The following is a 12,934-nucleotide window of genomic DNA, read 5'->3' on the forward strand; positions in this document are numbered from 1 at the left end:
ATTAACTGAGATGACAAGCCCCCTCACGGCGCGCGATCGCGCCAAAGCCGAACGCGCAGACGCCCTCCTGCAAGAGGCTGCGCGGCTATTTGCTGCCCGCGGATACTCTGGCGTGAGCCTGGAAGACATCGGCTCTGCCGTGGGTGTCTCTGGCCCAGCGGTGTATCGCCACTTCGCAGGTAAGCGGGCACTGCTCGGTGCCGTGCTGGTCAAGGTCAGTGAAGAGCTGGTTGGCGGCGGAACAGCAGTGGCCGATGCAGCATCGTGCGCCGAGGATCGGATGCTGGCGCTCGTCAGTTTCCACGTCGATTTCGCGCTGTCCAATGCTGATGTGATTCGCGTGCAGGACCGCGACATGGCCCATCTTGCCGAAGATGACCGCGCCGAAGTCCGTCGCCTGCAGCGCGCGTACATCGACCTGTGGATCTCGGCACTTGCACCGCTGCGCGAGGCATCGGCCGACGAACTTCGGCTACGGGTACAGGCGTGCTTCGGGCTCATCAACTCCACCCCGCACAGCACCCGCAGTGCCTCGCGTTCGAAGAAGGCGACAGCAGGAACGCTCATCGCCATGGCTCACGCAGCCCTCATCGCCTGATCAGCGCAACAGCATCGCTCGCCCCGGCTCCTCGAGAATGTCAGCGACATCCTTGACGAAACGGGCGCCCTCCGCGCCGTCAACGATCCTGTGATCGAAAGACAGGCTCAGCGTCATGACCTGACGCAACGCGATCTCCCCACGGAACTCCCATGGCTTCAGGCGGATCGCTCCGGCCGCGAGGATCCCTGATTGACCAGGGGGCAGGATCGGTGTGCCTGCGTCGATGCCGAAGACTCCGATGTTGGTGATCGAGAAGGTGCCGCCGGCAAGCTCTGCCGGAGAGGTCTTTCCTGAGCGCGCTGTTTCAGTCAATGCACTCAGAGCGTCAGCAAGCTCGGGCACAGTCATCTGGTCAGCACCCCGGATGTTGGGCACGATCAGTCCGCGCTCGGTGGCGGCGGCGATCCCCAGATCCACATAATGCGGTTGAACGATCTCGCCTGCTTCCTCATCCCACCGCGAGTTCAGGCCCGGTGTGCGGGTGAGCGCTAGGCACACAGCCTTGGCAACGATCACGAGCGGGCCGATTCGGTGCTCCGAGAGCGAGCGATCCTGGCGCAGCCTCGCTATCAGATCCATCGTTGCGGTGACGTCAACCGTATGGAACGTCGTGACGTGCGGCGCAGTGAAGGCGCTCTGAACCATGGCGGCCGCGGTGTGCTTGCGCACCCCGCGGATCGGAATCCGCGTCTCGCGTTCCCCCACCGTGAGGTGCTGCACCGCGTGCGGCCGCGCAGCGGGGACGTCATCCGATCGTCCACCGACGCGCTCTGCATAGGCCTCGATGTCGTCCCGAGTGATCACCCGATCGCCTACCTCTGCGGCGACAAGCACGATATCGATGCCTAGCCGTTTGGCGTAGGCGCGCACCGGCGGGGTCGAACGAGGGCGCTCGCCTATACGTTCAGGAATCGGTGCGTCTGGTAGCACATCGTGAGGCGCCGCCTCCAAAACCGCGGTGTCGACGACGACAGGAGAGTCGCTTGCCCGGCGCGCACGGCGCATAGGTCGTGATGTGCTCGACGGTGCGGCGCCGTAGCCGACGAGGTTCGGCGGTGTTTTCTCTTCAGCCGGTTCTACACCCTCCACATCGAAGGCGATCAAGGGCGAGCCGACAGCGACAGTTGCCCCTGCCTCAGCATGCAGAGTCGTCACCGTGCCCTCATAAGGCGACGGCAGCTCGACGATGGCCTTGGCTGTCTCTACCTCCGCGAGGGTCTGGTTCAGTGTGACGGTGTCGCCTGGGGCGACCAGCCACTGCACCACTTCGGCTTCGGTGAGCCCCTCACCGAGGTCGGGAAGGTGGAACTCTTCGATCATGATTCCGCTCCGGTCAGACTGTTTGGCCGGTCCAGCACGCGGTCGACCGCGTCGAGGATCCGATCCAGATCCGGCAAGTGGAACTTCTCAAGCTTCGCGGGCGGATAGGGCACATCGTGCCCGGTCACCCGCAGCGGCGCAGACTCCAGATATTCGAAGCACTGCTCGGTGATACTGGCGATCACTTCGGCGGCGACACCCGCCTCACGTGATGCCTCGTGCGCAACGACGACTCGGCCGGTACGGCGCACTGACGCAGCGACGGTGTCGTAGTCCACCGGAGAGATGGAGCGCAGGTCGATGACCTCAAGCGACAGGCCCTCGTCCTCGGCTGCGGCCGCGGCATCCAGAGCAGTGGACAGCATGGCGCCGTAGGTGATGATCGTGGCATCCGATCCGGCACGGACCACGCGAGCGAGGCCCATCGGCGGAGCATCCGCCAGCGAGGATTCCAGATCGACCTCACCCTTGTGGTGGTAGAGGCGCTTGGGCTCGAAGAAGATGACAGGGTCGTCTGAGGCGATCGCCTGTTGCAGGCAGCGGTAAGCATCCTGCGGATTGGACACCGCGATGACACGGAGCCCAGCGGTGTGAACGAAGTAGGCCTCAGGCGATTCCGAGTGATGCTCGGCGGCACCGATTCCGCCAGCCCACGGGATGCGGATGGTGATGGGCATCTTCACTCGGCCCTGGGTGCGATAGTGCAGCTTCGCGACCTGCGAGACGATCTGGTCGAACGCCGGGTAAACGAATCCGTCGAACTGGATCTCGACGACCGGGCGGTATCCCCGATAGGCAAGTCCGACAGCTGTTCCGACGATTCCTGATTCTGCAAGCGGCGTGTCGATGACACGGGAGGCGCCGAATTCATCCAGCAGCCCATCGGTGATGCGGAAGACTCCCCCAAGCTTGCCGATATCCTCGCCGAGCAGCACGACTTTGTCGTCATCACGCATCGCCTGGCGGAGCCCCGCATTGAGCGCCTTACCCAGAGTGATCTCAGTCATCTCAGGCCTCCTTGAAGGAGGCGAGGTACGCAGCATACTCATCGCGCTGGCGTGAGATGCCGGAATGCGGTTCGGCGTACACGCCGTCGAATACAGCCAGCGGCTCGCGCGTGACCATGCTCAGACATGCCGCGCGCATCTCACGTGCCATCACGTCAGCGTCAGCGTGTGCGGCCGCGATCTGCTCGTCATCGATCTCGTCGACTGCCCGCAGATACGCTTCTAGCCGGGAAATCGGGTCGCGTGTGCGCCACGCTTCCAGCTCTGCTGGATCGCGGTAGCGGGTCGGGTCGTCAGAGGTGGTGTGCGGTCCCATCCGATATGTCACCGCTTCGATGAACGCGGGGCCCTTGCCTGCGCGGGCATGAGCCAATGCCCACCGCATGGCGGCCATGCACGCCAACACGTCGTTCCCGTCTACGCGCATACTCGGGATTCCGAAGCCGGGGGCCCGGCCCGCAATCGGATACTGGGACTGCAGAGCGACCGGCTCGGAGATCGCCCAATGGTTGTTCTGGCAAACGAACACGACAGGTGCCTGGTACGAGGCGGCGAACACCATGGCCTCGTTCACATCGCCCTGGCTGGTGGCACCGTCTCCAAAGTACGTGACGGCGACTTCTGGGGCCTTCTCGTGCTTGATCCCCATCGCGTAGCCGACCGCGTGCAGGGTCTGCGCGCCGATAATGATCTGCAGCGGCGCCATACGCATCTGATCCGGGTCGAACGGCGCGCCTTCTTCTCCACGCCAGACGCGCACGAAGTCACCCGGCTGAGCGCCACGTGCGTAGATCACGCCGGTTTCGCGGTAGCTCGGGAAGACGAAGTCGACGGGGTCGAGTGCACGGGCGGTGCCGATCTGGGCAGCTTCCTGACCTTGGCAGGGCGCCCAAAGACCCAGCTGGCCCTGGCGCTGGAGTGCAACACCTTCGGCGTCGATACGACGGAGGATGACCATGTCGCGATGAAGTGAACGCAACTGCGCCGCGTCGACGTCAGCAACGTAGCGCTCGAGATCAGGGTTGCGGAGTCGCGTTCCATCTGGCGCGATGAGGCGCTCAGAAAGTTCTAGATCCTGCGTGGTGTCGGCAATCGGGGTGGTCTGCGGTGACATCATCGTCCTCCTGTCGTGTGTCTCCCTCGTGAGGAGTTGCACGCCTGCTCCGACGTCTTCATCGGATGCTTCGAGGTTACGTCCATTGATCAGCACGCTCAAGCATCTCGACCTGCCTTGAGCATGTTGCGCAGTTTTGCCCCGAGCATCCTGCTAACGTTTGGCACTATGTCTGCTCTCGATCGTGTTGATCTCGAACTGCTCGCCGTGCTCGCTGAAGATCCGCGCACCACAGTCGTCGCGCTTGCTGAGGCGCTCGGACTGTCGCGCAACACCATCCAGGCCAGGATGACAAGGCTGGAGCAGACAGGAGTATTTCTGTCCTACGAACGATCCTTCTCCCCCGAGGTGCTCGGCTTCCCGCTCCAGGCGTTTGTGAGCATTGGCCTGCGGCAGACAGATCTGCCCCGCATCACTGCGGAGCTCGCTCGGATCCCTGAGATCCTCCAGGTGCATGGACTCAGCGGATCCATCGACCTTCTCGCACGCGTCGCCTGCAGGGATGCGCGACACCTGTTCGACACGGACGCCCGAATCTTGTCCATCGAGGGCGTCGAGCGGACGGAGACGTCACTCGCAATGGGCGAAGTGATTCCGTTCCGGGTTGCGGGGCTTATTGGCCTCGCGCGACGGGAACCCTGAGGAAACGGCGGATCGCCCCGGCTGCTTCTGCCGGGGTTTCATAGTGGATCAAATGCCCCACGTCGGCGATTTCCACGAGCTCCGCGCTCGGGAACAGCGTCGCGAGGTGCCGCTCTGCTTCGATCGGGGTGATGTCGTCCTGCTGTGCCGCGACCAGCAGGGTCGGGACGTCGATCTGCGGGGCGGAGGCGCGGACATCGTGCGAGACGCTCGCGACAAAAGCGTCTCGCAGGACGTCCCGGTCCGCGAAGTCGGAGAAGTAGGTGTCGTGCTGGTCGTGGATGAAGCGGCGAAGTACCGGATCCTTGGTCTTCGCCATCGTGTTACTCATGACCCGAACGATCAACTTGCTTCGCAGCAGCGCGGTTCCGAGCTTTGCTGGCAGCTTCGCGCCAAGGTCGTAGTAGAGAACAGCAAGGCGTGTCATCACACCCTTTGGCCCTTCCAGGGCGGGTGCTCCGATCGGGTTGATGAGGATGACCCGGGGCGTCTCCAGCCCGCCAGCGACCGCGGCCGAGGCAACAATCGAGCCGAAGGAATGACCGAGGATGACGGCACCGGGTGCGACTGTGGCGGCGAAGTCCTGTAGCCACCCGGCGTACTCGTCGAGGTCATGCGTGCGGCCGGGAATCGGCGGAGTTTCGCCGAAGCCGGGCAGATCCGGCGCGATCACGCGAACTTCGGGAAGATAAGCCAGCACTGGCTCGAGTCCGTGGTGCTCACCGCGGAAGCCGTGCACAGCGATGACGGTGGTGACATCCTCCACCTCCGGCGCTGGTCCGTACACCCAGTACGCTGTCATTCCGCCCCGCACCTGGGCCTCATGACGCTCGATCGGAAGGCGGCTAAGCCGGTCGGCATAGGGCGAGAAGACGGGCATGAATCCAGTCTACGGGCGAGCCTGCGCCCCGATGTCCGAGGCCCTCCTTACCTTGGGTTCATGGCAATCGATCTCGAACTCCCTGGCTGGCTCGGACGCATCGGCGTTTTCGATCTGGAGACGACAGGCGTCGACGTCACCAGCGATCGCATTGTCAGCGCTCACGTGGGTGTGCTCGACGCCAAGGGACGAGAGATCGCGGCGCGTACGTGGCTTGCCGACCCCGGTATCCCTATTCCGGAGGGCGCGGCCGCCGTGCATGGCATCAGCACGGAACAGGCACAGTGTGAAGGGCGAGTCGCCCACGAGGTTGTCGGAGAGATCACCGAGTCGTTGCGGGCGCTTTTCGCGCAGGGTATGCCAGTGGTGGCATATAACGCCTCCTACGACTTCTCGCTGCTGACCAACGAGTGTGTGCGGCACGGCATTGCGCTGCTTGAGGCTCCTGGTCCCATCATTGACCCGCTCGTCATCGACAAGGCTGTCGATCGCTATCGCAAGGGCAAGCGCACACTTGAGGTCGTTGCCGAGCACTACGGCGTGATTCTGGATGGCGCACATGAGGCATCAGCAGACGCCATCGCCGCCGGCCGCGTCGCACAGGCGATTGGGCGTACCTTCGAGCTTGCGCCTTCGGCTCACGAACTGCACACGCAGCAGATCGGCTGGGCACGCACGCAGGCGGAAAGCCTCACCGAGTACTTCATCCGTATCGGTCGCCTCGACGCAGAAGATGCGCTCGACGGCACGTGGCCGGTGCGGCATCCCGGCCCGGCATCCGTCTGAGAATCGCCGACGCCCCGGCTTACCGTCGACGCCCCGTCGAACTGACGTTGTGCTGTCTCAGGAGTTAGTGGACGGTTGAGTCTCAGGACATAGTGGACTGTTCTGGAGTCTCAGGACTTCGTGGACGATCGGTCGATGAGCCGGATTCCTGATCGTGTTCGTCAGCTGGTTGTTGAGTGGTCTGAGGATGCCTCGCGCGGTGAGGTCGACGAGTTCTGCCGCCGTTACGGCGTGTCCCGATCCTGGTTCTATGCGGTGCGGAGAAGGGCTCGCGTGGATGGTGTGGCCGCGTTACTGAAGGACAGCACGCGGCCGCACTCGACGCCAACGGCAGTGCCTGTCGGGACCATCGCTGTGGTCGTTGCAACACGGCGCCGACTGGTCGAGGAAGGCAAGGATTGTGGTCCGTTGTCGATTCTTGATGTGTTGGATCGGTCAGAGTTCAGCCCGCTGCCATCGCGGTCAACGATCGCGAGGATCCTGGACCGGGAACAGCTCGTCGAGCGCAATAAACGCAAACGCCCCAAACGCTCGCATCAGCGGATCCGCTCGGAGTATCCGAATCAGCGATGGCAGTCCGACGGGTTAGAAGTCACTCTCGCGACGGGCGAGGTCGTCGTCGTGATCGAGATCATCGATGATTGCACCCGATTCAATCTGGCATTGCATCCCGGGCCGGCCGAGTCCTCAGCAGTCGTGGTCGAGGCGTTCCGACTCACGATCCAGGCCTATGGGCGCCCGGTGCTCGCGCATACAGACAACGGATCCGCGTTCAATCAAGAACGCGCCGGGAAGGTCAGCGCCCTACAAGTGTTCCTGGGGGATCTGGGCGTGAAGATGATCACGGGCCGGCCCCACCACCCACAGTCTCAGGGGAAGGTCGAACGCGCTCATCAGACGATCCTGAGATTCATCGAGGCGCGAAACCCCGCCACGATCGAGGAGCTGACGCGAACCGTCGAGGAGTATCGGAATTGGTATAACCATCACCGTTCACACCAAGCCCTACCGCCACGGACAGCGCCCGCAGATCTCTATGAGACGCTCCCGAAAGTCGCACCGCCCGGGGACCCGATCTCGCCGTATTCACCGTCAACACGGCTGCGAAAGCCCACCGCCAGAGCAGCACGCTACAACGAGGCGATTCAACAACGCATCGCTCATCGCGGTGGCCGATTCAGATACCTCGGGATTCGATACTTGCTCGGCAACGCCTGGGACGAGCAGACCGTCACGGTTCTGCGCCACGAAGACCGCCTCGACATATACGACTCACGCGGCGAGTTCGTCGCCACCACGCCCTGGCCCACAGCCCTCCCAGAAATGAGCCTCTACCCGCAGATCGACCACAACCCACCGCCGATCGAACCGTCCACTATGTCCTGAGACTCAACCGTCCACAATGTCCTGAGACTTCACACCGTCGAACTGACGTCGCTACGCCGAGGCGTCGGCGACACCCCGGGGCGTGGATGCTCGAGGTGAGCGATTCGACAACGACAAAGGCCCCGTCTCCGGAATGGAGACGGGGCCTTCGTACTGAAGGAGGCTGCTTACTTGCTGCCGCCGAAGCCCTTGAAGCGCTGGTTGAACTTCTCGACGCGACCGGCCGAGTCCATGATGCGCTGCTTGCCCGTGTAGAACGGGTGCGAAGCGGAGGAGATCTCGACGTCGATGACGGGGTACTCCACGCCATCCAGCTCGACGGTCTTGTTGCTCGACACGGTGGAGCGGGTGAGGAAGGTCTCGCCCGAGCCGAGGTCGCGGAACACGATGTCCTTGTAGGTGGGGTGAATGTCAGTCTTCATTGCTGAGTCCTTGGCTTGCGGATGCGAATAGAGGAAAAGTCAGAGTGTGCGGTTGCACCAAGGGTCGAGTTTAGCAGATCCACGCTCATGAAGTGGCGCGCGCCGCGTATCGACCGTCGTCAGATGTGAGCAGGATCGGCATGCCGAATGCCTCAGTGAGAGCATCAGCCGTCAGCGTCTCCGCGATCGGCCCCGCCGCGACGATGCCGCCGTCGCGGATGAGGAGCACGTGCGTGAATCCGACCGGAATCTCCTCGACATGGTGAGTCACCATGACCATGGCCGGCGTCGTCGGCGAGGAGGCATAGCCGCTGAGAAGGCTAAGCAGCTCTTCGCGCGCACCAAGGTCAAGTGATGCGGTCGGTTCGTCGAGCAGCAGTAGCTCAGGGTCGGTCATCACCGCGCGGGCAATCTGGACGCGCTTCTGCTCGCCATCGCTGAGCGTTCCGAATGTGCGGTCAGCGAGCTGATCGAGCTTCCACTCGCCGAGCACGCGCAGGGCACGTCGTTCGTCGATGTTCTCGTACTGCTCGTTCCAGCGGCCCGTCACCGAGTAGGCAGCGGTGAGAACGACATTGATCACGGTCTCATCACTCGGGATGCGCTTGGCCATCGCCGAGGATGCGAATCCGATCCGCGGGCGAATCTCGAAGACATCGGTGCGACCGAGGGTCTCCCCGAGCACGGTCACCGTTCCCCCGGTGGGGTGCATCAGAGTGTCAGCCAACTGCAGAAGGGTGGTCTTGCCTGCACCGTTCGGGCCGAGCACCACCCATCGCTGGTCATGTGCGACCTGCCAGGTCACATGATCGATGATGTTGCGCCCGTCACGGCGCACGACGGCATCGGTGAATTCAAGAGCGCTCGGCATGTTTCCAGCCTATCGGCTCACTGCGTCAGGTCGGCGTAGAGCGCGCGCGTGGTGTCGGCAATGGCCGCCCAGCTGAACTCTTCGGCTGCACGCCGTCGTCCAGCCGCGCCATATGTGGTCGCGCGCTCGGGATCCATCGCCACCTCGGTCATCACACGGGCGAGATCCGCGACATATCGTTCGGGATCCACGGGCGTTCCGGTACCGTCCTGAACCTGATCGATTGGCACCAGCCGCCCTGTCACACCGTCGGCGACGACCTCGGGAATGCCGCCTGTCGCCGTCCCGACGACGGCCGCGCCGCATGCCATTGCTTCGAGATTCACGATGCCGAGCGGTTCGTATACCGAAGGGCATACGAACGTCGTCGCTGCTGTGAGAATTGCGGACAGCTCATCACGCGGGAGCATCCGCTCGATCCAAATCACACCCTGACGGGTCTGCTGCAAAAGGCGGACGCCCTCCTGCACCTCAGCCATGATCTCGGAAGTGTCCGGGGCTCCGGCACAGAGCACGAGCTGCACCTCTGGGGGCAGTTCAGCCGCGGCCCGTAGCAAATATGGCAGCCCCTTCTGGCGAGTGATGCGCCCGACGAACGCAACCGAGGGCCGCGTCGGGTCCATGCCGATGCTCTGCAGGAAGGCGGCGTTGTGCACTGGACGCCAGCGTTCGACATCGATGCCGTTGTGGATCACCCGCACGCGATCAGGATCCACCTTCGGATAGCTACGCAGAATGTCTGTGCGCATCCCCGCGGATACTGCGATGATCGCCGCTGCATTCTCGTACGCGAGCTTCTCGATGCCGCTTGACACCGCGTACCCACCGCCGAGCTGTTCCGCTTTCCATGGGCGCAGTGGCTCGAGGCTGTGAGCGGTCAACACATGCGGGATGCCGTGCAGTTGCGAGGCGATGTGCCCGGCGAAGTTTGCGTACCAGGTGTGGCTGTGCACGAGGTCAGCGCCGGCGACATCCCCCACCATTGTGAGGTCCGTCCCGAGGGTCTGCACTGCGGCGTTGGCGCCGGCCAATTCAGCTGGGCTTCGATAGGAGTGAGTCTGGGATTCGTCGCGCTGAGCGCCGAAAGCACGCACCTGCACCTCGATGCTTTCCCTCAGCGCAGTGACGAGCTCGGCCACGTGCACTCCCGCACCGCCGTACACCTCTGGTGGGTACTCCTTGGTGATCATGTCAACGCGCATGTCTGAACGCTAGTACAGCGACGCGTTCCGCATCTATGGTTGAGCCATGGCGGTCCCAAAGAAGATTTTCGGCATCATCCTCGCCGGCGGCGAGGGTAAGCGGCTTATGCCCCTGACAGCAGATCGAGCGAAACCGGCCGTGCCCTTCGGCGGCCAGTATCGACTGATCGATTTCGCGATCTCGAATCTGATCAACTCGGGGCTGCGGCAGGTCGTCGTGTTGACGCAATACAAATCGCACAGCCTCGACAGGCACATTTCGCAGACCTGGCGGATGTCCTCGCTGCTCGACTCTTATGTGACGTCCGTGCCCGCGCAGCAGCGGCTTGGCAAGCGGTGGTTCTCCGGGTCGGCCGATGCCATCCTGCAGAGCCTGAACCTTGTCAACGACGAAAAGCCGGACATCGTCGTCGTCATCGGTGCCGACCATGTCTATCGCATGGATTTTCGGCAGATGCTCAAAGCCCACATCGCTTCCGGTGCGAAGGCGACCGTGGCAGGCATCCGCCAGCCGCTTTCGATGGCAGATCAGTTCGGCGTGATCGATGCCGAACCGGATGGCAGTGGGCGCATCCGAGCCTTCCTGGAAAAGCCGGCGGATGCCGAGGGTCTCGCCGATTCGCCGCACGAAGTTCTTGCATCGATGGGCAACTACATCTTTGACACGGACGCACTGATCGAAGCGGTGCAGACCGACGGCGAGCTACCCAACTCGAGCCATGACATGGGCGGTGACATTGTGCCGTACTTCGTCGATCGCGGCGAGGCTGGCTACTACGACATGAAAGAGAATGATGTCCCAGGGTCGTCGCTGCGCGATCGGGCGTATTGGCGCGATGTCGGAACGATCGATTCGTTCTTCGACGCGCACATGGATCTCATCTCGACACTTCCGGTGTTCAACCTGTACAACACGCTGTGGCCGATCCGAACTCAGAGTGTGAATTCGCCGCCCGCGAAGTTCGTGCGAGACGCGGTGGGACGTATCGGAAACGCGATCGACTCGATCGTGTCGTTGGGATCGGTGCTCTCCGGAACTCACTTGGAGCGCAGTGTGGTGGGCCCCGGCACGCTCGCAGCCGGTGGCTCGACGATCACCGACTCGGTGCTGTTCGACCAGGTGATTGTCGGCCAGGGCGCCCGCATTCATCGGGCAGTCCTCGACAAGAACGTGGTTCTTCTCGACGGCGCCACAGTCGGAGTCGATCGTGAACGCGATCTGGAGCGCGGATTCACCGTGACCGAATCGGGAATCACTGTGGTGGGCAAGGGCGTGCAGATCGAGCGCTGATCGGCGCGCTACGCTCGATCGTGTGACTGCTGCGCGCTTCCTCGTCGTCCTCGATGCCGATTCCACCCTCATTCGCGATGAAGTGATCGAACTTCTTGCCGATGAAGCTGGGCGCCGTGAAGAAGTTCAGGCCGCCACCGAGGCTGCAATGCGCGGCGAGGTTGACTTCGCATCCAGCCTGCGTTCTCGGGTGGCCGCGTTGACAGGCGTCTCCACTGACGCCTTCGCACGGGTGCGTGCTCGTGTCGAGCCCACACCCGGTGTGCGCGAGCTGACTGCGGCCGTTCATGAACGTGGCGGTGTGGTTGGAGTCGTTTCAGGCGGATTCCACGAGATTCTCGACCACATCGCACCTGAGCTCGGCGTTGATCGCTGGCGTGCGAATCGGCTGGCTGTGACGGATGGTGCGCTAACAGGGTTCGTGGACGGCGAGATTGTGGATGCTGCTGCCAAAGCACTTTCGTTGCAGGATTGGGCGGCCGAGCTCGGTGTGCCGCTGAACGCGACGATCGCCATCGGCGACGGTGCGAACGATCTGCAGATGATGGCGGTCGCGGGCCTCGGCCTCGCTTTCAACGCGAAACCGGCCGTGCGAGATGCCGCAAGCCTGGTTATCGGCCTGCAGGATCTCAGCGAGGTCATTCCCCTGCTGCCTTGACTCAGCGCTCCAACCCTGGCGGATGTCCGTGGCCGCGCGTAGCGTCGCCGTATGGACATCATCCTCGTACCGGGACTCTGGCTCGACGCATCTTCATGGGATGACGTCGTGCTCAAACTCAAAGCCGCTGGCCACAATCCAATTCCATTGACCATGCCGGGGGTCGGTTCACCTGCCGCGACGTCCGCAGATATCGGCATCGCCGATTGGGTAGCCGCGGTCGTGGCGCAGATCGATGCCACCGATGAACAGGTCCTGCTCGTCGGGCACAGCGGCGGTGGAAACGTCGTATGGGGCGCAGCAGACGCTCGACCGGATCAGGTGGCACGCGTGATCTTTGTCGATACCGTTCCTCCCCCGCCAGGCTCGTCAATCTCTGAGTTTCCCGTTGTTGGCGGGGTCGTTCCCTTCCCCGGTTGGGAGTATTTCCCCGAGGAGGATGTGTTCGACATCGACGATGCAACGCGCACTCGCACCCTGCCGTTGACCCGCACCGTGCCTGCGCGCGTCCCGACCGATCCCATCCTGCTCTCAGGAGACCGAGGTCACGTGTCGGTCACGCTTCTGATGGGAACGCTTGATCAAGAAGACCTCGAGGCGCAGCTAGACCAGTGGGGCGCATATGCAGACGAGTACCGAGCGATCAGGGACATCACCGTCATCAAGATCGGCTCAGGCCACTGGCCACAGTTAACCCAGCCCGACCGGCTAGCCGAGTTGATCATCAGAGCCCTGGCATAGCTGGTGGGTTTGC

The 12,934-nt window shown here is 63.1% G+C and carries 14 protein-coding genes; 7 read left to right on the top strand and 7 right to left on the bottom strand.

Annotated elements, in window-relative coordinates; translation table 11 throughout:
* Positions 1-10 precede the first annotated feature (10 nt).
* The gene (locus AC1C2Q_RS00355) at positions 11-598 is read left to right on the top strand and encodes a TetR/AcrR family transcriptional regulator (protein WP_495429081.1); all 588 of its coding nucleotides are present in this window, start codon (positions 11-13) and stop codon (positions 596-598) included.
* Here AC1C2Q_RS00355 and AC1C2Q_RS00360 read toward each other — a convergent pair whose 3' ends face one another.
* From AC1C2Q_RS00360 to pdhA, 3 genes are read right to left on the bottom strand one after another with little or no spacing between them, the layout of a single operon-like run.
* A complete protein-coding gene (locus tag AC1C2Q_RS00360) occupies positions 599-1,921 on the bottom strand; it encodes a dihydrolipoamide acetyltransferase family protein (RefSeq protein WP_495429082.1) in 1,323 nt (440 codons plus the stop codon).
* On the bottom strand, positions 1,918-2,928 hold the full coding sequence (locus AC1C2Q_RS00365; protein WP_495429083.1) for an alpha-ketoacid dehydrogenase subunit beta: 1,011 nt from the start codon (positions 2,926-2,928) through the stop codon (positions 1,918-1,920). Before AC1C2Q_RS00365 ends, AC1C2Q_RS00360 begins: the two co-directional genes overlap by 4 nt.
* A 1-nt stretch (position 2,929) precedes the next feature.
* Positions 2,930-4,042 carry a pyruvate dehydrogenase (acetyl-transferring) E1 component subunit alpha gene (pdhA, locus tag AC1C2Q_RS00370; RefSeq protein WP_495431666.1) on the bottom strand — a complete coding sequence of 371 codons (1,113 nt, stop codon included), beginning with the start codon at positions 4,040-4,042 and terminating at the stop codon, positions 2,930-2,932.
* Positions 4,043-4,210: 168 nt separating this feature from the next.
* Here pdhA and AC1C2Q_RS00375 point away from each other — a divergent pair, with 168 nt between their 5' ends.
* A complete protein-coding gene (locus AC1C2Q_RS00375; RefSeq protein WP_495429084.1) occupies positions 4,211-4,684 on the top strand; it encodes an Lrp/AsnC family transcriptional regulator in 474 nt (157 codons plus the stop codon).
* Here the strand turns inward: AC1C2Q_RS00375 and AC1C2Q_RS00380 are convergent.
* Positions 4,656-5,564: an alpha/beta fold hydrolase gene (locus tag AC1C2Q_RS00380; RefSeq protein ID WP_495448578.1), complete on the bottom strand. Its 909-nt coding sequence runs from the start codon at positions 5,562-5,564 to the stop codon at positions 4,656-4,658. The genes AC1C2Q_RS00375 and AC1C2Q_RS00380 overlap by 29 nt on opposite strands.
* Positions 5,565-5,624: 60 nt before the next feature.
* Between AC1C2Q_RS00380 and AC1C2Q_RS00385 the strand changes: the two genes are divergently transcribed.
* Positions 5,625-6,350, top strand: coding sequence for a 3'-5' exonuclease (locus AC1C2Q_RS00385; protein ID WP_495448579.1), 726 nt, complete (start codon positions 5,625-5,627; stop codon positions 6,348-6,350).
* Positions 6,351-6,485: 135 nt separating this feature from the next.
* Positions 6,486-7,736: a DDE-type integrase/transposase/recombinase gene (locus AC1C2Q_RS00390; protein ID WP_495448580.1), complete on the top strand. Its 1,251-nt coding sequence runs from the start codon at positions 6,486-6,488 to the stop codon at positions 7,734-7,736.
* Positions 7,737-7,903: 167 nt separating this feature from the next.
* Here the strand turns inward: AC1C2Q_RS00390 and AC1C2Q_RS00395 are convergent, their stop codons facing one another.
* The 3 genes from AC1C2Q_RS00395 to glgA form a co-directional block, all read right to left on the bottom strand.
* Positions 7,904-8,158, bottom strand: coding sequence for a type B 50S ribosomal protein L31 (locus AC1C2Q_RS00395; protein WP_495429087.1), 255 nt, complete (start codon positions 8,156-8,158; stop codon positions 7,904-7,906).
* A gap of 85 nt (positions 8,159-8,243) precedes the next feature.
* Entirely contained in the window at positions 8,244-9,029 is a 786-nt protein-coding gene (locus AC1C2Q_RS00400; RefSeq protein WP_495448581.1) for an ABC transporter ATP-binding protein, read from the bottom strand.
* Between the two features lie 17 nt (positions 9,030-9,046).
* Positions 9,047-10,231, bottom strand: coding sequence for a glycogen synthase (gene glgA, locus AC1C2Q_RS00405; RefSeq protein WP_495448582.1), 1,185 nt, complete (start codon positions 10,229-10,231; stop codon positions 9,047-9,049).
* Positions 10,232-10,277: 46 nt separating this feature from the next.
* Here glgA and AC1C2Q_RS00410 point away from each other — a divergent pair, with 46 nt between their 5' ends.
* Genes AC1C2Q_RS00410 through AC1C2Q_RS00420 form a run of 3 tightly spaced genes read left to right on the top strand, consistent with a single transcriptional unit; the run spans position 10,278 to position 12,921 of the window.
* Positions 10,278-11,522, top strand: a complete 1,245-nt coding sequence (locus AC1C2Q_RS00410; RefSeq protein WP_495448583.1) for a glucose-1-phosphate adenylyltransferase — start codon at positions 10,278-10,280, stop codon at positions 11,520-11,522.
* Positions 11,523-11,544: 22 nt separating this feature from the next.
* Positions 11,545-12,180, top strand: coding sequence for a phosphoserine phosphatase SerB (gene serB / locus AC1C2Q_RS00415; RefSeq protein ID WP_495448584.1), 636 nt, complete (start codon positions 11,545-11,547; stop codon positions 12,178-12,180).
* A 51-nt stretch (positions 12,181-12,231) separates the two neighbouring features.
* On the top strand, positions 12,232-12,921 hold the full coding sequence (locus AC1C2Q_RS00420) for an alpha/beta fold hydrolase (protein WP_495448585.1): 690 nt from the start codon (positions 12,232-12,234) through the stop codon (positions 12,919-12,921).
* Positions 12,922-12,934: the final 13 nt, after the last annotated feature.

This window comes from Microbacterium sp. Y356 (assembly GCF_059445355.1).